Raw genomic sequence first — 21,230 nt, forward strand, 5'->3', positions numbered from 1 at the left:
AACCGCCCTTTATGTTTTCTTAATACAATCTTAATTTCTCTTTATACACCCTTAGCGCGATGTTTATACTGCGCCAAGGGTGTTTATGATACAATAGAAGCAGTAAAGGGGGTGAGGCCGACGTGGAGCAGGAGAAGCGAAAAAGCCCGGAGGAATTGCTCGATGCCATCAAGCGCCAGGAGCAAGGCGCAGGGCGCGGGCATTTGAAGATATTCTTTGGTTATGCCGCGGGGGTAGGCAAAACTTACGCCATGCTGCGTGCCGCGCGTGCGGCCAAACAGCGGGGCGTGGATGTGACGATCGGCTATATTGAGCCCCACTCCCGGCCGGATACCATTGCCCAATTACAGGGTTTAGAGCAGCTGCCTCCTTTGCAAATAGAGCATAAGGGGATCAGGCTCAGAGAGTTTGACCTGGATGCAGCGATCTCCAGAAAACCTGAATTAATTTTAGTGGATGAACTAGCCCATACCAATGCGCCGGGCAGCCGCCACGCTAAGCGCTACCAGGATGTGGAAGAACTGTTGCGCGCGGGGATCGATGTCTATACCACCGTCAACGTGCAGCATATCGAGAGCTTGAACGATATGGTAGCGAGCATAACCGGCATAACGGTCCATGAGCGGATACCGGATCACGTTTTTGACGGCGCGGATCAGGTGGAGCTGGTGGATATAGAACCGCAGGATCTGATCGACCGGCTGCGGGATGGTAAGATCTATCGGGAAGCGCAGGCGCAAAAGGCACTGCTCAACTTTTTTGACGTTAAAAATCTGGTAGCGCTGCGGGAGATCGCCCTGCGCCGCTGTGCGGACCGGATCAACCGCATGGCTGAAAAGGTGCTGCAAGCCCAGCAGGATGGTTATTATACGGATGAGCATATCCTGGTGTGCCTGTCTTCCTCTCCGACAAATGCCAAGATCATCCGCACGGCGGCGCGCATGGCGGGTGCGTTTAAGGGCAGCTTTACGGCGCTGTACGTGGAATCCCCCCAACAGGCCGTCGTTGGGGAAAAAAGCAAACGCCGCCTGCGCGAGAACATGCACCTTGCCGAGCAATTGGGGGCTACGGTAGAAACGGTGTATGGCAACGATATCGCCCAGCAGATCGCAGCGTTCGCAAGGGTATCGGGCGTATCCAAGATTGTGGTGGGCCGCAGTAACGCCCAGCGCAAATATGTGTGGAGCAAGGCGACGCTGACCGAGCGCCTGGCAGCTGCGGCGCCTAATCTGGATATCTATATCATCCCAGAGATGGACGGCAGCCGGTATAAAGAACGGGTAAAACGGCGGTTGGACAATACCTTTGCCTGGGCGGATGTATGGAAGAGCCTGCTGATACTGGCACTGGCCACGGCGGTAGGCGTATTATTTAATTATCTTGGCTTTTCGGAAGCCAATATCATTACGGTCTATATCCTGGGGGTGCTGATCACCGCGGTGGTGACCCGCAGGCGGATATACAGCCTGGTATCTTCCATCGTCAGCGTGTTGACCTTTAACTACTTTTTTACCGACCCGTACTTTACCCTATCGGCCTATGATAAGGGCTACCCGGCTACGTTCCTGATCATGTTTCTGGCGGCCTTTATTACCAGCACGCTGGCGGTACAGCTCAAGCGCCAGGCCCGGCAGGCGGCCGCCACGGCCTACCGCACAAAAATTCTGCTGGAAACCAACCAGCTGCTGCAAAAAAGCCATAATGCCGGCGAGATCGCCGATACGGTAGGCGGGCAGCTGACCAAGCTGCTTAAAAGGGACGTGGTCTTTTACCTGGCGCAGGGAAAAAGCTTGGCCGCGCCCCAAACGTTTATGGCCATGGCCGATGGCGACGGCGCGGCCTATACCGGCGATAACGAGCGGGCCGTAGCCAACTGGGTGTTTAAAAACAACAAGCACGCAGGGGCGACGACGAATACCCTGGGCGGCGCACAGTGCCTGTACCTGGCCGTGCGGGTCATCGATAAGGTCTATGCCGTCGTGGGCATAGCTGTGGGAGCAGAGGCGCTGGATGCTTTTGAAAACAGCATCATGCTATCCATACTGGGGGAGTGCGCCCTGGCCCTGGAGAACGATACTGCGCAACGCGAGCGCGAGCAGGCGGCCATTTTGGCTAAAAACGAACAACTGCGCGCCAACCTGCTGCGCTCGATCTCGCATGACCTGCGTACGCCGCTGACCTCGATCTCCGGCAACGCGGGCATCCTGATGGCGAATGGGGAGGATATCGGCCGGGAGAAAAAGCGCCAGCTGTATGAGGATATTTATGACGATGCCCTGTGGCTGATCAACCTGGTGGAGAACCTGCTATCGGTCACCCGGATAGAGGAGGGCACCATGCGCCTGAACTTAACGGCGGAATTGATGGACGAGGTGATTACCGAAGCGCTGCGCCACATCAACCGCAAAAGCGTGGAACACACCATCGTCGTCCAGCAGGAGCAAGAGTTCATTATGGCCAAGATGGACGCCAAGCTGATCGTTCAGGTCATCATCAATATCGTCGATAACGCGATCAAATACACCCAGCCCGGGTCGACGATCACGATTAATACGACAACAGAGGGAAAAATGGTCGTGGTGACGATTGCCGATAACGGCGGGGGCATCCCGGATGAGGCCAAGGCGCGGATCTTTGATATGTTCTATACCGCCAACAAGGGCATTGTAGACAGCCGCAGAAGCCTGGGAATGGGGCTGGCGCTTTGTAAATCGATCGTCAATGCCCATGGAGGCGAGATCGCAGTGCTGGATAACAAGCCTGCGGGTACGATCTTCCGCTTTACTTTACCGCTAGAGGAGGTAACCTTACATGAATAAACCGCTGATCTTAGTTGTAGAGGATGACGCGGCTGTTCGCAACCTGATTGCGACGACGCTGGATACGCACGATTACCGCTATCACACCGCGCCAAGCGGCGAGGCGGCGATCTTGGAGGCCGCTTCTCATAACCCGGATGTGGTACTGCTGGATCTGGGCCTGCCGGATATCGACGGGATCGAGATCATTAGAAAGATCCGCACCTGGTCCAACATGCCGATCATCGTGATCAGCGCCCGCAGCGAAGACCGGGATAAGATCGACGCGCTGGATGCGGGGGCGGACGATTACCTGACAAAGCCCTTCTCGGTAGAAGAACTGCTGGCCCGGCTGCGGGTGACCTTTCGGCGGCTGCATTATGCCGCAAACGGGCTGGAGCAGGGTTCAGCCGTATTTGAAAATGGGGATTTGAAGATCGACTATGCGGCGGGGTGCGCCTATATGGCGGGTAAGGAGTTGCATCTGACGCCCATCGAATATAAACTGCTCTGCCTGCTGGCTAAAAATGTAGGTAAGGTTTTGACGCATACCTATATCACCCGGGAAATTTGGGGCAGCGCATGGGATAATGACGTCGCATCGCTGCGGGTGTTTATGGCCACGCTGCGCAAAAAGATCGAAAAAGACCCTTCCTCGCCGCAGTACATTCAGACCCACGTAGGCGTAGGGTACCGCATGCTGCGGGTTTAAAACAGTTAAAAAGCGCATATAATCGGTATACCGCAATTTGCCATGTATCACGCTCCTGTTGCCGTTAAGGATAAAGTGCGGGAGGTGATATAAGTGCGATATCAGGGACTGCACGATCTGCTTGCTTGCAGCAATAGCACCAGGCAATACTTTCTTTCGCTCCCGGTGGCCATGCAGGTGGCGCTGCACGAGCAGGATGCTTATATCCATACCGCGGCCCAACTGCGCGCCCGCGCGGAGGCGATAGAGCAATATAACAACGCTGTACGAATATCACGTTTGTTATGGTGATGAATCGGAGCGGATGATACCGGCCTAGATCGCTGCGGAGAAAACAATAAGCCGCAGAGCTTAACGATTTAGACCTGCGATGAGGAAAAGTTCAAGAGAAAAAGCGGCGAGCCCATTGGGCGCGCCGCTTTTGTGGTTTTGCTATACAATTAACCCATCAAATGCTCCAGCAGGATCTTAACGCCGATGCCGATCAGAACGATACCACCCACAAATTCCGCCTTTTTCTGGAAAAGAGGTCCCAGCTTTTTGCCGATCATCACGCCTAATACGGATAGGGCAAAGGTGGTGCAGCCGATAAACAGGGCGGAGAACACGATGTTGGCGTTAACCATAGCCAGGCTGATGCCGGCGGCCAGCGCGTCAATACTGGTGGCAATGGCCAGCAGGAAGAGCCAGCGCGTGCGGGTAGGGTCTTCATGCTCGCAATCTTCCTCTTCCTCGTGGAATCCGTCCCAGATCATCTTCCCGCCGATGATGGCCAGCAGGCCAAAGGCGATCCAGTGGTCGTAATCGACGATATAAGTGCTGATGCTGCGCCCGGCGAGCCAGCCGATCGTAGGCATCAGCGCCTGGAACACGCCAAAGAACAGACCGGTTTTGATCGCATGCCAGGGTCTGAGGTTGCGAATGGTGATGCCGTTGCCGATGGATACCGCAAAGGCATCCATGGAAAGGCTGATGGCGAGCAGTGCGATTGAGATCAGATCCAAGTCCGGTCATCTCCTTAAAATCCGTTAGGTTAGTAAACGTGAATCTATATTATAGGGGAGAATGTAAAAGATTGTCAACGAATTCTATGTTGTAAAGGCGCGCGATATACGGGATCGCTGGATTGTGCTTGTGTTGTAGAACTATAAATAGTACAATAAGGGTTGTATAAGGGGTAAAATAAAGAAAGAAGGAGGTTTTGCATGCAATCGATTATTATGACCGATTCCAATACGGAGCTGCCCCTGGAAGTTGTGGATAAGTATAACGTACCTTTTGTGCGTATGCCATATACCATCAATAATCAGGAGTATTTTTACGATTTGGGCCGGGAATCGAACCTGGACGATTTTTATGCCCAGGTGCGCGGCGGCGCGATGCCCATAACGTCTATGCTGCCGCCCGCCTTTTACGAGGAGTATTGGCGGCCGATGCTGGAGGCGGGAAACGATATCCTGTTCATCTGTTTTTCCTCCCAGCTCAGCGGCGCGTTTAACTGCATCAATATGGCGCGGGAGACGATCTTGCAGGAGTTCCCCGAGCGGAAGATCACCCTGGTCGATACCAAATCGATCTCCGGAGGCGCCGGGCTTTTGGTGTATGAGGCGCTTAAAATGCGGGAAAACGGCAAGACGGATGAGGAGATCGTAGCCTGGCTGGAAGAAAACCGCACCCGGATGCATCATTGGGTGACCGTGAACGACCTGATGCATTTAAAGCGGGGCGGGCGGATTTCTACCGCGGAGGCCGTGTTCGGCGGGATCTTGGATATCAAGCCGATATTAAAGATCAATGCAGAGGGCAAATTGTTGCCCTGCGGCAAGGTGTCCGGACGGAAAAAGGCGATCCGCACGCTGGCAAGCAATGTAGAGCAAACGGTGGGCGACCCGGCAGGGAAGATCTGCGTGATCCTGCATGGAGACTGCGAAGCGGATGCGCTATTATTGAAGCAACAGATTGAAAATAAGGTAGCCTTTCAGGAGATTTGGGTCCGCAAAGTCGGCCCGGTAATCGGTACACATGCTGGCCCCGGCGTGTTGGCCGTGTGCTATCTGGGCAACGAGCGGTAAAGCGTTATTTAACGGAATCATTTTATTTATTGTTTATTCAGGGCGCCCCGTTTCGGGGCGCTTTTCTCTGCCGGGGCGGCAAAACTTGTTTGACAGCCCGGATGGGCCATGCTATAATAGTCAAAGCCGCATGAAAGAGGCCTTTTTAAGCCATGCCTAGCGCATGCGCCTTAACAGCGAGACTGGTTGGAGGAGGTGCAAAAATGTACGCGATTATTCAGACTGGTGGTAAGCAGTATAAAGTTCAGGTCGGCGATACGGTCTTCGTTGAGAAGCTGCCCGTAGCCGAGGGCGAAAACGTCGATTTCGACGTGTTGATGCTGCAAAACGATGCAGGCGTCCAGGTGGGCGCGCCGGTAGTGGAAGGCGTCAAGGTTCAGGGCAAGGTCTTGGGCCATGGCAAGGGCCAGAAGATCATCGTCTTTAAGTATAAGGCGAAGAAGAACTACCGCAAAAAGCAGGGTCATCGTCAGCCGTTCACCAAGGTAGAGATTACCAAGATCGGCTAAGCGATGATTCGGGCGAGATTTTACGGTTCCTCTAAGGCCTGGGAAGGGTTCGCTCTGGAAGGGCATGCCGGCTTTGAGGATAGCGGCAGGGATGTGGTCTGTGCGGCGGTTTCGGCGCTGGCGCAGGCGACGCTTGGCGGCATTCTCGATGTGGTAGAGGCCCGGGCGGACTATCAGCTTTGCGATGACGGCGCGCTTTCCATCCGTTTGAGCGATGAGACCGATGAGCGAAAGCGCGAGGATGTGCATCTGCTTTGCGAGGTGCTTCGCCAAAGCCTTGAAGGAATTGAGCACGATTTTGGACAATACTTGAAGGTAAGTACCGATTAATAGAACGGAGGTGGCACCAATGTTTAAGATGAATTTACAGCTGTTTGCTCATAAAAAGGGCATGGGCTCCACCCGTAACGGCCGCGATAGCGAATCTAAGCGCTTAGGCGTGAAGCGGGCGGATGGCCAGTTTGTACTTTCGGGCAACATCCTGGTTCGCCAGCGCGGGACGAAGATCCATCCCGGTAATAATGTTGGCATTGGCAGCGATGATACGCTGTTTGCCCTGGTGGATGGCACGGTGCGCTTTGAGCGTAAAGGCCGTGACAAAAAGCAGGTCAGCGTTTATCCTGAGGCGGTAAACGAATAAGAATGTATCGTTAAAAGGGCCGTATGCTGATACGGCCCTTTTTTCTATCCAAATTTTGGGGAGGGGGATAGACTTTTGCGGTGGCGTGAAAGCGAGGGCGGCGTTATTATCGAAAACTGGACGGAGTTTGATGCGAAGCTCACCTTTGAATGTGGACAGGCCTTCCGCTGGGAGGGTGAGGGTGACCGCTGGGTCGGAACGGTCCAAAACCGCTTGGTTAAACTGGAACGGATCGAAGGGAAAACCTGGTTTCTGCATCCCTGCAGCGCCGGCGAGTTTGAAGGATATTGGCGGCGGTACTTTGATATGGATATGGATTATGCCAACTTGATAGAGCAGATGAAGGATGATCTGGTCACCTGCCAGGTCATACGCCGGATGCAGGGGCTGCGGGTACTGCGCCAGGAGCGGTTTGAAACGCTGATTACCTTTATCATTTCGGCAAACAACCATTTTAACCGCATTAAAAAGATCACTGCATCCCTGTGCAGGGAGTACGGGACGCCGATCCCTGACAGTGGTGGAATAGTGGCCGCCTATGCCTTTCCAACATCGACGCAGCTGGCGCAGGCCTCGCCTGACGCAATACGGGAAAAGTGCGGCGCGGGCTATCGCAGCGCATATATCGTAGGCGCGGCGCGTATGGTGGAAGAGGGTTTTCCACTAGCGCAACTGGATGAGCTGCCTTATGATGAGGCACTTAAGCTTTTGCAGCAGCTGCCGGGGGTCGGGGTCAAGGTGGCAAACTGCATACTGCTTTTCGCCTGCGGACATCGGGGCGCCTTCCCCGTGGATACCTGGATCAAAAAGGTTTTGACCCAGGTGTACGGCGTGCCGGACCGGCCAAAGGACTTGCAGCGCGCCGCGGCGCGCTTTGGGCCGGAAGCCGGATATATCCAGCAGATGCTGTTTTGCTATTACCGCATGCATCCGGAGGCGTTGGAAAACCCCAATTCCTAAAAGGATGGGTGCGATGCAGCCGATAATGCAGGGCGTTGAAATGCTCAATGCCAACATAAACCAAATTGTGTGGGGGCCGTTGATGCTGATCTTCTTATCAGGGATCGGCATCTACCTGTCTTTCCGCACGGATTTTCCTCAGGCGCGCCACTTTGGGCATATCTGTAAACATACCATTGGCACCCTGTTTAAAAAGAGGACCGCGCGAAAAAAAGGGGAGATCACACCCTTTCAGGCTGTTTCCACTGCGCTGGCAGGCACCATTGGCGTGGGCAACATCGTCGGGGTAGCCACGGCGATCACCGCGGGCGGCCCGGGCGCGGTATTCTGGATGTGGGTCAGCGCTTTTTTCGGGATGATGACGAAGTATACGGAAGTGTTGCTCGCCGTGCGGTACCGAAGGAGGCGGGCCGACGGCAGTTTTACGGGCGGGCCGATGGTCTACCTGGCCGATGGATTGCATTTTAAAAAGCTGGCGGCGCTGTTTGCGGTGCTATGCGTGCTCGCCTCCTTGGGAATCGGCAACATGACCCAGGCCAACGCCATTTCTCAGGCGGCCCAAGCCCTTTGGGGCGCGCCTGCGCAACTAACCGGCCTTGTTGCGATGGGGATCGTAGCCTTTGTAATGCTGGGCGGGATAGGTCGCATTGCCAATGTAGCTGAAAAGATCGTGCCATTGATGGCGCTGTTCTACATCGCCGGGTGCGTAGCGGCCCTGGCCATCTATGGAGAGCAGCTGCCCAGCGCCTTTACACAGATTTTTCAGGGCGCTTTTGACTTGCGCGCGGCGGGCGGCGGCGTAGCGGGCTATGCGGTGGCGCGGGCCATCCGCTATGGTTTTTCAAGAGGCGTGTTCTCTAATGAAGCAGGGCTGGGCAGCGCACCCATCGTTCACGCTTCCGCGCAGACGGATAACCCGGTGCGTCAGGGATTTTGGGGCATGATAGAGGTCTTTTTCGATACCCTGGTGATGTGCACGATGACTGCGCTGGTCATCATCGCCTCAGGATTGTGGGAAAGAGCCGGTATGGATGGCCTGGTGCTGACGGCTGCGGCTTTTACCAAGGCGCTGGGGCCGATGGGCGGCAGCTTTGTTTCGATCGGCGTGATCTTCTTTGCGTTATCTACCATATTCGGCTGGTCGGTATATGGGCAGCGCTGTATCGAATATTTGTTTCCGCGCACACCGCGGATGGCACAGGGCTACCGTATTGGCTATGTTGCACTGGTATTTGCCGGCGCGGTAATGGAACTGCAAATGGTGTGGAATATATCCGATACGCTAAACGGCCTGATGGCCATCCCCAACCTGATTGGCGTGGTGGGCTTAAGCGGCGTGGCCATCCGGATGACGCGGGATTACTTTGACCATCTACGCTAAAGCGCGGGTAGGCAAAGCCCAAAAATATGGTATAATAGCAGCATCAAATGCAATGGAGGACGTATGTCTGCACAAACGAAAAAGAAAAAAAGCGTGCTGCTCAATATTATTCTGTTTATTTCTATCGCGGTATTCTTGGTTAGTGCGGGAATTTTGGCCTGGCGCTTCATCTCGGATTATCAGGAGGATCAGCACAATACACAGGTGGAAGGGGCCAGTGCGGTAGGCTTTTTGCAGGAGGGGTACCAGCGCGGCTTTGATCTAAGCGATGGCGCATATGAGTTTTCGCCTGAAATCTCGCCCGTATGGCCTGAAAGGCAGGATATCGGCCATCTGCAAGAGCGCTATGCTAACCTGAACGGCTGGATCATGATCCCCGGGACGAAGATCAACTATCCGGTGATGATGAGCGATAACGAGTATTACCTGACCCATGCCTACGATGGCAGCGCGCTTCGGGCCGGGTCGATCTTTATTTTTGACCACACGCCGCTGGAGCCGGTATCCCGCAATGTGGTGATCTACGGCCATAATATGAAAAATGGGTCGATGTTCGGCGGGCTCAAGGCCTATTATCTGAACGATTCATTTTATGATCAGGCCAGGTATATCTATATCGATACCAAGGGCACGCGCCTGAAGTACGAGGTTTTTTCCGTTTTTATCGCCCAGGAGAACGAGGAATACCACAAGACAGCTTTCGCCTCGGATGAAGAGTACGTCGCTTTTCTCCAGCGCATGGCCAAGCGCAATATCCGCGGCGATATGCAGCAGACCTTTACGGCGGACGATTCGATCATCACCCTTGTTACCTGTACCAGCTTAGGCGGCGCGGGGGAGGATGACCGGCTGATCGTTCAAGCCCGTTTGGTGGAGCAGCAGGAAGTACAATAGGTCATCTATAAATTTGCGTAAAAACTGAGGCTCTTGCCAAAACGGCAAGGGCCTCAGTTTAAATCTTCATACAGTTCTGTTTTACTTTATTGGGCTTCTTCGCCCAACGGCAGATATTTGACGATGGTGCGCATGATATCAAGCAGCGCCCTTTTTTGCGAAGGGGATTTGTTATCCAGTAGCTGCAGCAGTTCTTCGGTCATCTGCGGGTCGCGTGGCTTATAGGAATCAGAGAGCAGATAGTCTACTGTTACACCCAGGCGGTTGCTGATCTTAATTAAGGTTTCCAGCGAAAGGCTGCGCTCTGACCGCTCGATGTGGCCGATAAAAGCCGTCGTCACATCGGCAGACTCAGCCAGCTGCTCCTGCGTTAAATTCAACTTTTGGCGTTCTTGACGAATACGCTGCCCCAGGGAGGAATAATTCACCACCATAATCAAATTCACCCTCTATCCGTTTCAAATTCTTATGTTATTTCAATCTATCACATTATCTTGCTTCCTGCAAGATGAAAAGTCGCATGTTTACATTTTTAAGTAAAAAACCGCTTATTTAGAATGACTGAAACCATATTTTAAATTATTTGAATACGGAACTTGCAAAATGACCTGTGACAGGTGCAATATTTAGCCGGCTGTCTGTCCTCGGGTGGCATGACGCTTAATGGCTTCAAAGCTCTCTGCGCTGATGGCGTGCTCAATACGGCAGGCATCCTCTGCCGCGACCTTGGGATTTACGCCAAGGGCCTGCAGCCAATCTGCGAGAAGGGTGTGCCGCTCATAAATGGTCTCAGCGATGGCGCGGCCGGAGGCTGTCAGCGTGATATGCCCTTGTGGATCGATTTCAATATAGCCGTTCAAGCGCAGGTTTTTCATCGCCACACTGACGCTGGGCTTTGAAAAGGACAGCTCCGAAACGATATCAATGGCGCGCACCGAACCTTGGCGCCGCTGGAGTATAAGGATGGTTTCAAGGTAATTCTCAGCGGATTCCTGTATTTTCATCGGGCGAACCTCCTTTACAAATGGAATTGATAATTTATTATATCATATTTAAAATAATTAGCAAAACGAGGAGGAAAAGCTTGACAAATCGGGTTAGCGCATGCTAACATGCAATTGGTTAGCAGATGCTAACCGATATTTTGCGCTTAAAGTTAGGGTTGACTTACTAAAAGGAGTGAACGATATGCCCTTGACCATGGCACGACCGGGGGAAATCAACGCGATCAAAAAAGTGGGTGGAAAGGCGGATACCCGCCGTTTTCTCGAAAATCTTGGGTTTGTAGTCGGCGGCAATGTTACGGTGGTCTCTCAGATCAGCGGCAATGTCATCGTCAATATCAAAGAGTCCCGCGTGGCGATCAGCCGCGAGATGGCAAATAAAATTTTGGTCTAAAAGACACGGGAAAGGAGAAACGTATGCAGACCCTGAAAGAAGCCAAGGTCGGACAGACCGTACAGGTCGTTAAACTTTATGGCGAAGGCGCGGTAAAGCGGCGCATTATGGATATGGGTATCACAAAGGGCGTAGAGGTTTATGTGCGAAAAGTGGCCCCTTTGGGCGACCCGGTAGAAGTCAATGTGCGCGGCTATGAATTATCCATCCGCAAAGCGGACGCCGAGAAGATCGAAGTCCGCACAAAGGCATAAGACCCGTTTTAAGACCTGATCATTAGGAGGAGGAGAGGTATGGCCATTAAAATCGCCCTGGCCGGTAACCCGAATAGCGGTAAGACGACGCTGTTCAACGCGCTTACCGGCGCCAACCAGTTTGTGGGCAACTGGCCCGGCGTAACGGTAGAAAAAAAGGAAGGCAGACTTAAGGGTAATAAAGACGTGACGATTACCGACCTGCCGGGTATCTATTCGCTATCGCCCTACACGCTGGAAGAGGTGGTCGCCCGGAACTATCTGCTGCAAGAACGCCCGGACGCGATCCTCAACATTGTCGATGGTACCAACATCGAGCGCAACCTGTACCTGACCACGCAGCTGATGGAGATCGGCATCCCGGTGGTCATGGCCGTCAATATGATGGACATCGTGCACAAAAACGGCGATAAGATCGATGTTAAGCGCCTGCAAAGCGCGCTGGGCTGTGAGGTCGTAGAGATCTCCGCCTTAAAGGGTACCGGCATCGACGAGGCGGCAAAGCGCGCGGTTTCCATCGCCCAGCGCAAGGGGGAGACCCCACCGGTGCATACCTTTAGCGCGGGCGTAGAGGGCGCGCTGGAGCAGATCTCCCGACAGATCGCCGGCGTACCGGAGGCGCAAAAACGCTTTTACGCCATTAAGCTCTTTGAGCGGGATGATAAGATCATTAGGCAGATGAAAAATCCGCCCCAGGTAGAATCGGTGATCAAGGCCCTGGAGGAGGAAATGGATGATGATGCCGAGAGCATCATCACCAACGAGCGGTACGGCTATATCACCTCCATCATCCAAGGGTGCGTCACGAAGAGAAAACATGGCGGGCTGACGGTTTCGGATAAGATCGATAAAGTGGTGACCAACCGCTTCCTGGCTTTGCCGATCTTTGCCGTGGTCATGTTTATCGTTTATTTCGTGTCCGTCACAACGGTAGGCACCTGGGCGACGGATTGGGCTAACGACGGGGTATTCGGCGATGGATGGCACCTTTTCAACATCGGCGCCGGCGAATACGAGGAAGTTTCCGAGGAATATGCGCTTGAACAGGAAAAATTGAGCGCCTACCTGGCTGCTGCTGAGGAAAGCGGTATTGATACCTCCGCGTTGACAGAGGCGATGGAAGCGGAAGAACCAGATGAGGCTGCTATCGCTGAAGCTGCGGAAAGCTTTGAAGCCCAGGCGCAGGCTGCGGGCCTGACTGCCGAGGCGCAGATCCTGGACGATGAGGGGCAGGTTGAAGAAACGCTGCCGGTCGGCCTGGAGGATTTCAAGGCGGCGATGGCAGCGCAGGAGCCAGATCCCGCAAATTATGGCGTATGGGTGCCCGGTATTCCCGGACTGATCGAGGGCGGTCTGGAGGCGGCCAACTGTGCCCCCTGGCTCAGCGGGCTGATTCTGGATGGCATCGTAGGCGGTGTGGGCGCAGTGCTGGGCTTTGTGCCGCAGATGCTGATCCTGTTCCTCTTCTTGGCTTTTCTGGAAGCCTGCGGGTATATGGCGCGTATCGCCTTTATCATGGACCGTATATTCCGCAAGTTCGGCCTCTCGGGTAAATCGTTTATCCCCATGCTGATCGGCACGGGCTGCGGCGTGCCGGGTATTATGGCCTCGCGTACCATTGAGAACGACCGAGACCGGAAGATGACGATCATGACCACCACCTTTATCCCCTGCGGGGCAAAGCTGCCCATCATCGCGCTGATCGCGGGCGCGCTGTTCGGCGGGGCTTGGTGGGTTGCGCCCAGCGCGTACTTTGTGGGCATTGCGGCTATCGTTTGCTCGGGTATTATCCTTAAAAAGACCAAGATGTTTGCTGGCGATCCGGCGCCCTTCGTCATGGAGCTGCCGGCCTATCACCTGCCCACAGTAGGCAATGTGCTGCGCAGTATGTGGGAGCGGGGCTGGTCCTTCATCAAGAAAGCGGGGACCATCATCCTGCTGGCTACGGTTTTGGTCTGGTTTACCTCCAACTTTGGCTTTACGGCGCAGGGCTTTGGCATGGTCGGTATGGAAGAGAGCATCCTCGCGGCCATCGGCAACGGTATCGCCTGGATTTTTGCCCCGCTGGGATGGGGCGATTGGAAAGCGGCAGTGGCGGCCTTTACCGGCTTGATCGCTAAGGAGAACGTGGTCGGCACCTTCGGCGTGCTGTACGGCGGCCTTGACGAAGTAGCCGAAAACGGCTGGCAGATTTGGACGAACATGCAGATGAGCTTTACGGCCCTGTCCGCCTACTCCTTCCTGGTATTCAACCTGCTGTGCGCCCCCTGCTTTGCGGCCATCGGCGCTATCCGCCGGGAGATGAACAGCGCTAAGTGGACCTGGTTTGCCATCGGATATCAGTGTGTATTCGCCTATGCGGTTGCGCTTTGCATCTACCAGATCGGCAGCCTGTTTACCGGCGGAGGATTCAATGTCTTTACCATCATCGCACTGCTGCTGGTAGCGCTGTTTATCTACCTGCTGGTCCGCCCCTATAAAGAGAGCGAGACGCTGGGCGTAAAGGTGCGCGTTTAATAGAAAGAAGGGAAGAGCATGCTGCAATTTTTGACGGAGAACCTGGGAACGATCCTGGTCGGCCTGGCCGTTGCACTACTGCTTACGCTGGTGGTCGTCAAACTGTTTCGCGACCGAAAGAAGGGCAAAAGTGCCTGCGGTTGCGGCGGCGCATGCTCAGGCTGCCCGGGAGCGGCCATGTGCCACCATGGGCATAGTAAGACTTAAGTGAACCCATACCTTGTCAATATTAGCGAAGAGGGCGCGTCCTTAGGATGCGTCCTTTTCGCTATTAATTTTTATTGGGGATTGACATTTTTGGCAAAATCGCATATCATAACATATGAACAGATGAACATATGAAGGGACGTGAAAAAATGGCGCGGGAGCAGGAGCTGGAACGATGCGAGTTTCAATTTGTACATGAGGATGTGGTAAACGCCGTACAGGGCCAGATGCCCAAGGACGAAGTGCTGTACGACCTGGCAGAGCTGTTTAAGGTTTTTGGAGATTCCACGCGCATCAAAATTTTATACGCGCTGTTTGAGGCGGAGCTTTGCGTTTGCGATATAGCCCAGCTGCTGGGGGTGACGCAGACGGCGGTTTCTCACCAGCTCAGGGTTTTAAAAAACAACAAACTGGTGAAATTCCGGCGGGAGGGGAAGAATATCTTTTATTCCTTGGCGGACGACCACGTGCGCAGCATTATCAATCAGGGTATCGAGCACGTGGAAGAATAAGTGATAAAGGAGCGGTGAATGAGATGAAAAAGGCGTTTAAACTGAGGGATTTGGATTGCGCAAACTGCGCGCTGAAAATGGAGGATGCAATCAAAAAGATCGATGGGGTACAGGATGTGCAGGTGAGCTTTCTGCTGCAAAAGATGACGCTGACCGCTGAGGACGGCAATTTTGATGAGATCTTGAAAAAGGCGGTCAAGGCCTGCAAACGGGTGGAGCCGGACTGTGAAATTCTCATCTGACAAAGGCAGATGAGCCTGTAGAAATGATCCATGAAGCGCTGATGTAAGGAGAATGACCGATGAGTAAAAAGCACAAAAAAATGCTGGCGCGCATCCTATCCGCCGCGGTTTTGCTGGTAGCGGCCAAACTGCTTCCGCTGGAAGGGGTAGCCCAGCTTGCCGCTTACCTGGTGCCCTATGCCATTATCGGGTGGGACGTGGTGTGGCGCGCCCTGCGCAATATCGCCCACGGGCAGGTTTTTGATGAGAACTTTTTAATGGCCTTAGCCACCGTCGGCGCGTTTTTTACACAGGATTATCCAGAGGCCGTAGCCGTTATGCTGTTTTATCAGGTGGGTGAACTATTCCAAAGCTACGCGGTGGGCCGCTCGCGGGAATCCATCGCATCGCTGATGGATATCCGGCCGGATTACGCCAATATCGAGCGGGATGGCCAGCTCGTGCAGGTAGACCCGGACGAAGTGGATGTGGGCGATGTGATCGTTATCAAAGCCGGGGAAAAGATTCCGCTGGACGGTGTGATCTTAGAGGGCGCGTCAATGGTGGATACGGCGGCGCTCACGGGCGAATCGCTGCCGCGCGAGGTTGAGCCGGGGGATGACGTGATCAGCGGCTGCATCAACCAAAGCGGATTGCTGCGCGTACAGGTGACCAAGGCCTTTGGCGAATCAACGGTTGCTAAAATCTTGAACCTGGTAGAAAACTCCAGCGCCAAAAAGGCGAAGGCGGAGAATTTTATCACCAAGTTTGCCCGCTATTATACGCCCTGCGTCGTGATCGGCGCGGCGCTACTGGCGGTGCTGCCGCCGCTGTTAATGGGCGGGCAATGGGATGAGTGGATCCGAAGGGCGCTGATCTTTTTGGTGATCTCCTGCCCGTGCGCACTGGTGATCTCGGTGCCGCTGAGCTTTTTCGGCGGCATTGGCGGGGCCTCAAAAAATGGGATACTGGTCAAGGGCGGCAACTATTTAGAGGTGCTGGCCAACGCGGAAACGGTGGTTTTTGATAAAACCGGTACCTTGACCCGTGGGGTATTTAACGTAACGGCCATCCATCCGGATACTTGCTCGGAGGCGCAGCTGCTGGAAGTGGCGGCCCTGGCGGAGAACTATTCGGATCATCCCATCTCCCGCTCGCTCAAAGAGGCCTATGGCGCACAGATCGACCCTGCGCGCGTGACAGATGTGGAGGAGCTTTCCGGACGGGGCGTCCGCGTCAAGGTAGACGGCCGGCTGGTCTGCGTCGGCAACGATAAGCTGATGGATGAGATCGGGGTCAAATGGCACCCCTGCCATCGGGTGGGCACCACAGTGCACGTGGCGCTGGACGGGGCTTATGCCGGTCATATCGTGATCTCGGACGAGGTCAAGCCGGATGCGGCCGCGGCGATACAGGCGCTTAAGGCCGAAGGCGTGCGAAAAACTGTTATGCTGACCGGGGATGCAAAAGCGGTAGGCGAGGGCGTGGCAAAAGAACTGGGCTTGGACGAGGTATATACGCAGCTGCTGCCGGCGGATAAAGTGGAGCAGGTAGAGCGGCTGTTGGCCCAGAAGTCGGCCAAAGGCAAACTGGCTTTCGTAGGGGATGGGATCAACGACGCGCCGGTGCTCTCCCGGGCGGATATCGGCATCGCGATGGGTGCCATGGGATCGGATGCGGCGATCGAGGCCGCGGATGTGGTATTGATGGACGATCAGCCCTCCAAAATTGCGGAAGCCATCCGTATTGCCAGAAAAACCTTGCGTATTGTACGGCAAAATATTATATTTGCCTTAGCGGTCAAAGCGCTGATATTGGTGCTGGGCGCCCTGGGATATGCAAATATGTGGGAAGCCGTGTTTGCCGATGTGGGCGTGGCGGTTATCGCCATCCTCAACGCGATGCGGGCGCTAAAGGTAAAACCCAGGGGATAGAATCGCCAAGTTCATAGGATAAGGAAGAAGGATGCAGCATGATGCAGTTGGAACACTTGGCCTGGAGCATTCAGGGCGGTGTGGAGATTATAAAAGATATCGACCTGGTTGTGCCGGATGGCAAACTGGTGGTGGTGACCGGCCCCAATGGGGGCGGCAAGACGTCGCTTGCCAAGCTGATCGCCGGCATCACCCCGCTTAAAAGCGGAAAGATCGTCTTTGACGGGGAAGATATCACAGCTCTTGACGTGACAGAGCGCGCCCAAAAAGGGATTGCCTTTGCCTTCCAACAGCCGGTGCGCTTTAAGGGCCTGCGGGTGCGCGATCTGCTGGAGCTGGCCGCCGGGCATCCGCTGGACGAGGGAGAGCTTTGCCAATGGCTGGGGCGCGTGGGGCTGTGTGCTAACGAGTATATCGACCGGGAGCTGAGCGCCAGCCTGTCGGGCGGGGAGATCAAGCGTATCGAAATCGCCAGCGTCTTGGCCCGCAAAGCCCGCTTCTCCATCTTCGATGAACCGGAGGCGGGGATCGACCTTTGGAGCTTTTCGCGCCTGGTGGAGACTTTCGAAGATATCCGCCGCAGTAAGGCGGGCACGCTGATGATCATCTCCCATCAGGAGCGTATCCTGGCGATCGCCGACGAGATCGTGGTGGTAGCGGAGGGGCGTGTGCGTGCGGCGGGGCCAAAGGATGAGATCCTTCCTATGCTGCTGGCGGATGAAAAAGCGGTTTACTGCCCTCTTGGAAAGGAGGAAGCGTAATGAACAGGGTGACCGATGAATTGCTCAGAATGGTTTCGGATTTTACCGGCGCCTTTAAAGGCGCGTTCAATATTCGGGAAAACGGCGAGTGCGCCGGCCGCCAGTCCACTGACAATATCAAGATCGAGTCCAAACCCAACGCACCGGGGTTGGTGGTCCACATCCGCCCGGGCACGAAGGGGGAAACGGTTTATATCCCGGCCTGCGTGACGCAGGGGAACATCAACGACCTGGTCTATAACGATTTTTATGTGGGGGAAGGCGCGGACGTGACCATCGTGGCTGGCTGCGGCGTGCACACCGAGGACGAGGGCGAGGCGACCCATAATGGGATCCATCGCTTCTTTCTAGAGAAGAATGCCCGAATCGTATACCGAGAAAAGCACGTGGGCACCGGCGGGGGTACGGGGCAAAAACGCATCGATCCCGTCACCGAGGCGACGCTGGCGCAGGGCGCCAGCCTGGAGATGGATACCGTGCAGCTGGGCGGTGTGGATGAGACCTACCGCAAGACATGGGCCAAGCTGGCGGCAAACGCGCGCCTTGTGGTCCGCGAGCGGATCATGACCGATGGAGACGAGCACGCCCGCACTGACTTTGAAGTGACGCTGGCGGGAGAGGACTCGGGCTGCGATCTGGTTTCCCGCTCTGTGGCACGCGGACAATCCCACCAGGAGTTTTATTCTAGCATCAAGGGGCTTACGCGCTGCGCGGGCCACTCTGAATGTGATGCGATCCTGGCCGAGAACGGCACGGTCACCGCATCGCCAGCGCTGGAAGCCTCGCATGTGGACGCGGCGCTGATCCACGAGGCGGCGATCGGCAAGATCGCGGGGGAGCAGATTCTAAAGCTGCGTACTTTGGGATTGACCGAGCAGGAGGCGGAGGAAAAAATCATCGAGGGGTTTTTGCGGTAGAGGGAAGAAAGCGCGGCATTTCGCCGCGCTTCTTCTTTTGCATAAAGTTAGCAGGGAAACGACTGTTCACACATTATTCATATATTACGGCAATAAAGTTCATAAATGCGGCGTATCCTTATAGTAACAATAGAGTAACGGTCGGCTTTGATTGGTACGAAGCGAGATAGAAAAGAGGGAATCAAGATGGCAGATAAGATGGCGAAGATAGAGAAATTGATCGAAAAAGGCAAGTGGGATAAGATCGAGGCGAAGTACCTGAAGGGGAGCGACGAAGAACGACTGGACCTGGCCAAAGCCTGTGCCACTTCCGACACGGACGGCGCGTTCAATTGTTTGATCACGCTGCTGAACGATAAAAATGACGCGGTGCAGCTGGCAGCAATCAATTCTGTAGGCGCTACGGGGAACGATCATGCCACAGCGCAGCTGCAATGGCTTTTACAGCGCCTGCCGCCGGAAAAGAAGGAAACCATCGACGCGATCCATGCGGCGATCGCCAACGTTAAAAATCCGGAATAGTGCTTGTATAAAGGGCCGGCCCGAATAGGGCTGGCCCTTTTTTTGTTGCGCTGAAATATGGTCATCGTTCCCTTGATGCGGTACAATAAACTAAAGGAAAGCGCATCTAAATTGAGGAAAAAGGGGATATGAAATGAAACTGAAAGTGATCACCAGCTTTGAGCAAAAAAGATATATTGACTTTATGCGCAGCCAGGACTTTGATGTAACGCAGGTGGCAAAGGGCGATGGCGGCGAGGCGGATACGATTAAAAGAATGCGCGGTTACAGTGCCGTGGCGGTGATGGATGAAACCTTTTCTGCGCCGGTGCTGGAGGCGCTGAAAGATGAGCTGAAGATCCTGGTCCGGCTGGGGATCGGCTACGATAAGGTGGATACGGCTTACGCGGCTAAGCTGGGAATATGCTGTTGCAATACCCCGGGCGTCATGTCCGCGGGCGTGGCCGAGCAGACCATAACGATGATGCTGGAGTGCGCGCGCGGGTTTTATCGCGCCCATCAGATCATGCAGCAGGGCGGATGGGACAGGGGCCAGACCCCGGCCCGGCAGCTGGAAGGGTCTACCGTGGGATTGATCGGCTTTGGACACATTGCCCAGCGCGTGGCGCAGTACCTGCGGGGTTTTAACTGCCGCATACTGGCCTATGATGTGACTTATGACGAAAGCAAGCTGAAAGAATTGCATGTGCAAAAGGCGAGTCTGGACCAGATTGCCGCTCAGTCGGATTTTGTCAGCCTGCACGTGCCCCTGCTTCCGGCCACGGAAAAGCTGGTGGACGCGGCGTTTCTAAAGCGGATGAAGCCTACGGCATACCTGATCAATACCTCGCGAGGCGGCACGGTGGACGAGCAGGCGCTGGCAGCGGCGCTGCGGGAGGGTGAGATCGCCGGGGCGGGCTTGGACGTCTTTACCCAGGAGCCTACGCCCCGGGATAATCCGCTGCGGTATATGGACAACTGCTTTGTCAACCCCCATATGGCGACCTTTACGCAAGAATGCTTTCGGGCCGGTTTTGAGGGGATCGTCAAGTGCCTGAAGGAGTATGAAGCGGGGCAGATACCGGAGTTTTGCCTGAACCCGGCCTATGTGCAATATTTGCGCTAGTCATTTCGCGCAATGTACATAAAAAAGCGATGCGCCTTTTAAGCGCACCGCTTTTTGCTATTCTAAAAGGATTCATCTCGCTTTGGCTAACACAAACCGTTGGCCATGCCCGCCGATCCACACGCTCTGGGCAGGGTACTTGGCCTCCATGTAATCGACAAAGCGGATGGGATCGGCCGTATTGCCGGGGAACATATCGTAATGCCCGGGGATCGCCAAACGCGGCGCAAGTGTTCCGGAAAGATCTACCGCCTCGCGGAAATCCATATTGCCGATGATGTTGCTGCGGTACTTCTCCGCATCCCGCCCGTTGATGGGAAGGATCATCACGTCGAACCGGCCGGCCGCGCGCAGTTTGCTTTCCTGTCCCTCATAACGGCAGGTATCGCCCGCGTGAAAGATGCGCACACCGCCGCTCTCCACGATAAAGCTCATGCTGGGATACAGGCCGGTATCGGGATCGGGATCCAGAAATTCGTGCGCCGCCGCCACACCGGTGACCTTTACCTTTTTCTCCGCGTCCTCAAATACCTGCCCGTCCGTAAGGCCGATGATGCGATCCCTGGCGATGCCGTAGCGGGCGGAAAGCGCGTCGGCAAACAGGGCCGGGGCAATAAAACGGGTATGGGGAGAGGCTTTGGCCAGACGCGGCCAGGTGTAAGCGTCGATATGGTCGCTATGGTCGTGGCTGCCAAACACGTAGTCGACCCCCACCAACTCTTCAGGGGCCAGCAGCGGGGGGATGCGGCGCTTGGAGCTTTCGGCGTCTAAATAGGGGTCCAGGGCCAGCGTGGCGCACGCAGTCTTAAAAATAAAGCCCATCTGCCCCAACCACCAAAAGGCCAGCTCGCCTTCCTGCGCGCGGTAATCCGCAATATCCACTATCAGTTTTGTTCCCTGTAACATGCGCTTTGCG

25 protein-coding genes are annotated in these 21,230 nt (G+C 54.9%); 21 read left to right on the forward strand and 4 right to left on the reverse strand.

Features of this window, described 5'->3' with window-relative positions; translation table 11 throughout:
* Window positions 1–122 precede the first annotated feature (122 nt).
* The 3 genes from H8699_RS12115 (at window position 123) to H8699_RS12125 (ending at window position 3,801) form a co-directional block, all read left to right on the forward strand.
* Window positions 123–2,819: a DUF4118 domain-containing protein gene (locus H8699_RS12115; protein ID WP_249285906.1), complete on the forward strand. Its 2,697-nt coding sequence runs from the start codon at window positions 123–125 to the stop codon at window positions 2,817–2,819.
* A complete protein-coding gene (locus tag H8699_RS12120; protein WP_249285907.1) occupies window positions 2,812–3,510 on the forward strand; it encodes a response regulator in 699 nt (232 codons plus the stop codon). The genes H8699_RS12115 and H8699_RS12120 overlap by 8 nt, the downstream gene beginning before the upstream one ends.
* A 93-nt stretch (window positions 3,511–3,603) precedes the next feature.
* Complete coding sequence (locus H8699_RS12125) at window positions 3,604–3,801, forward strand: hypothetical protein (RefSeq protein WP_249285908.1); 198 nt, start codon at window positions 3,604–3,606, stop codon at window positions 3,799–3,801.
* A gap of 149 nt (window positions 3,802–3,950) precedes the next feature.
* On the opposite strand, the gene H8699_RS12130 is transcribed toward H8699_RS12125, so the two are convergent.
* The gene (locus tag H8699_RS12130) at window positions 3,951–4,514 is read right to left on the reverse strand and encodes a manganese efflux pump MntP (RefSeq protein WP_138295766.1); all 564 of its coding nucleotides are present in this window, start codon (window positions 4,512–4,514) and stop codon (window positions 3,951–3,953) included.
* A gap of 201 nt (window positions 4,515–4,715) precedes the next feature.
* Here H8699_RS12130 and H8699_RS12135 point away from each other — a divergent pair, with 201 nt between their 5' ends.
* From H8699_RS12135 to H8699_RS12165, 7 genes are all read left to right on the forward strand, one after another.
* Complete coding sequence (locus H8699_RS12135; RefSeq protein ID WP_249285909.1) at window positions 4,716–5,582, forward strand: DegV family protein; 867 nt, start codon at window positions 4,716–4,718, stop codon at window positions 5,580–5,582.
* A 203-nt stretch (window positions 5,583–5,785) separates the two neighbouring features.
* Complete coding sequence (rplU, locus tag H8699_RS12140) at window positions 5,786–6,091, forward strand: 50S ribosomal protein L21 (RefSeq protein ID WP_138295770.1); 306 nt, start codon at window positions 5,786–5,788, stop codon at window positions 6,089–6,091.
* A gap of 3 nt (window positions 6,092–6,094) precedes the next feature.
* Entirely contained in the window at window positions 6,095–6,421 is a 327-nt protein-coding gene (locus H8699_RS12145) for a ribosomal-processing cysteine protease Prp (protein ID WP_249285910.1), read from the forward strand.
* 19 nt (window positions 6,422–6,440) lie between these two features.
* Window positions 6,441–6,731 (forward strand): 50S ribosomal protein L27, encoded by a 291-nt coding sequence (gene rpmA / locus H8699_RS12150; RefSeq protein ID WP_138295773.1) that lies wholly within the window; start codon window positions 6,441–6,443, stop codon window positions 6,729–6,731.
* 75 nt (window positions 6,732–6,806) lie between these two features.
* A complete protein-coding gene (locus H8699_RS12155) occupies window positions 6,807–7,691 on the forward strand; it encodes a DNA-3-methyladenine glycosylase family protein (protein ID WP_249285911.1) in 885 nt (294 codons plus the stop codon).
* A gap of 13 nt (window positions 7,692–7,704) precedes the next feature.
* Window positions 7,705–9,072 (forward strand): alanine/glycine:cation symporter family protein, encoded by a 1,368-nt coding sequence (locus tag H8699_RS12160; protein ID WP_249285912.1) that lies wholly within the window; start codon window positions 7,705–7,707, stop codon window positions 9,070–9,072.
* Between the two features lie 63 nt (window positions 9,073–9,135).
* Entirely contained in the window at window positions 9,136–9,966 is an 831-nt protein-coding gene (locus H8699_RS12165; RefSeq protein WP_249285913.1) for a class B sortase, read from the forward strand.
* An 86-nt stretch (window positions 9,967–10,052) separates the two neighbouring features.
* Here H8699_RS12165 and H8699_RS12170 read toward each other — a convergent pair whose 3' ends face one another.
* Window positions 10,053–10,400 (reverse strand): helix-turn-helix domain-containing protein, encoded by a 348-nt coding sequence (locus tag H8699_RS12170; protein WP_249285914.1) that lies wholly within the window; start codon window positions 10,398–10,400, stop codon window positions 10,053–10,055.
* A gap of 192 nt (window positions 10,401–10,592) precedes the next feature.
* Window positions 10,593–10,970, reverse strand: a complete 378-nt coding sequence (locus H8699_RS12175; RefSeq protein ID WP_147518857.1) for a metal-dependent transcriptional regulator — start codon at window positions 10,968–10,970, stop codon at window positions 10,593–10,595.
* A 184-nt stretch (window positions 10,971–11,154) separates the two neighbouring features.
* Here H8699_RS12175 and H8699_RS12180 point away from each other — a divergent pair, with 184 nt between their 5' ends.
* The 11 genes from H8699_RS12180 (at window position 11,155) to H8699_RS12230 (ending at window position 20,314) form a co-directional block, all read left to right on the forward strand.
* Window positions 11,155–11,364: a FeoA family protein gene (locus H8699_RS12180; protein ID WP_249285915.1), complete on the forward strand. Its 210-nt coding sequence runs from the start codon at window positions 11,155–11,157 to the stop codon at window positions 11,362–11,364.
* Between the two features lie 23 nt (window positions 11,365–11,387).
* The gene (locus H8699_RS12185) at window positions 11,388–11,618 is read left to right on the forward strand and encodes a FeoA family protein (RefSeq protein ID WP_249285916.1); all 231 of its coding nucleotides are present in this window, start codon (window positions 11,388–11,390) and stop codon (window positions 11,616–11,618) included.
* A gap of 39 nt (window positions 11,619–11,657) precedes the next feature.
* Window positions 11,658–14,135, forward strand: a complete 2,478-nt coding sequence (gene feoB, locus H8699_RS12190) for a ferrous iron transport protein B (protein ID WP_249285917.1) — start codon at window positions 11,658–11,660, stop codon at window positions 14,133–14,135.
* Between the two features lie 18 nt (window positions 14,136–14,153).
* Window positions 14,154–14,342 carry a FeoB-associated Cys-rich membrane protein gene (locus H8699_RS12195; protein ID WP_249285918.1) on the forward strand — a complete coding sequence of 63 codons (189 nt, stop codon included), beginning with the start codon at window positions 14,154–14,156 and terminating at the stop codon, window positions 14,340–14,342.
* Between the two features lie 131 nt (window positions 14,343–14,473).
* Window positions 14,474–14,854, forward strand: coding sequence for an ArsR/SmtB family transcription factor (locus H8699_RS12200; protein WP_249285919.1), 381 nt, complete (start codon window positions 14,474–14,476; stop codon window positions 14,852–14,854).
* Between the two features lie 23 nt (window positions 14,855–14,877).
* Entirely contained in the window at window positions 14,878–15,096 is a 219-nt protein-coding gene (locus H8699_RS12205) for a cation transporter (protein ID WP_147518862.1), read from the forward strand.
* A gap of 59 nt (window positions 15,097–15,155) precedes the next feature.
* Window positions 15,156–17,009, forward strand: coding sequence for a heavy metal translocating P-type ATPase (locus H8699_RS12210; protein WP_249285920.1), 1,854 nt, complete (start codon window positions 15,156–15,158; stop codon window positions 17,007–17,009).
* A 38-nt stretch (window positions 17,010–17,047) separates the two neighbouring features.
* Window positions 17,048–17,770, forward strand: a complete 723-nt coding sequence (locus H8699_RS12215; protein WP_249285921.1) for an ABC transporter ATP-binding protein — start codon at window positions 17,048–17,050, stop codon at window positions 17,768–17,770.
* A complete protein-coding gene (locus tag H8699_RS12220) occupies window positions 17,770–18,687 on the forward strand; it encodes a SufB/SufD family protein (RefSeq protein ID WP_249285922.1) in 918 nt (305 codons plus the stop codon). The genes H8699_RS12215 and H8699_RS12220 overlap by 1 nt, the downstream gene beginning before the upstream one ends.
* A gap of 186 nt (window positions 18,688–18,873) precedes the next feature.
* Window positions 18,874–19,209, forward strand: a complete 336-nt coding sequence (locus H8699_RS12225; protein WP_249285923.1) for a HEAT repeat domain-containing protein — start codon at window positions 18,874–18,876, stop codon at window positions 19,207–19,209.
* Between the two features lie 133 nt (window positions 19,210–19,342).
* Window positions 19,343–20,314 carry a 2-hydroxyacid dehydrogenase gene (locus tag H8699_RS12230; protein ID WP_249285924.1) on the forward strand — a complete coding sequence of 324 codons (972 nt, stop codon included), beginning with the start codon at window positions 19,343–19,345 and terminating at the stop codon, window positions 20,312–20,314.
* 72 nt (window positions 20,315–20,386) lie between these two features.
* Here H8699_RS12230 and H8699_RS12235 read toward each other — a convergent pair whose 3' ends face one another.
* Window positions 20,387–21,220 carry an MBL fold metallo-hydrolase gene (locus H8699_RS12235; protein ID WP_249285925.1) on the reverse strand — a complete coding sequence of 278 codons (834 nt, stop codon included), beginning with the start codon at window positions 21,218–21,220 and terminating at the stop codon, window positions 20,387–20,389.
* Window positions 21,221–21,230: the final 10 nt, after the last annotated feature.

The organism is Luoshenia tenuis, from assembly GCF_014384745.1.
Taxonomy (GTDB): Bacteria; Bacillota; Clostridia; order Christensenellales.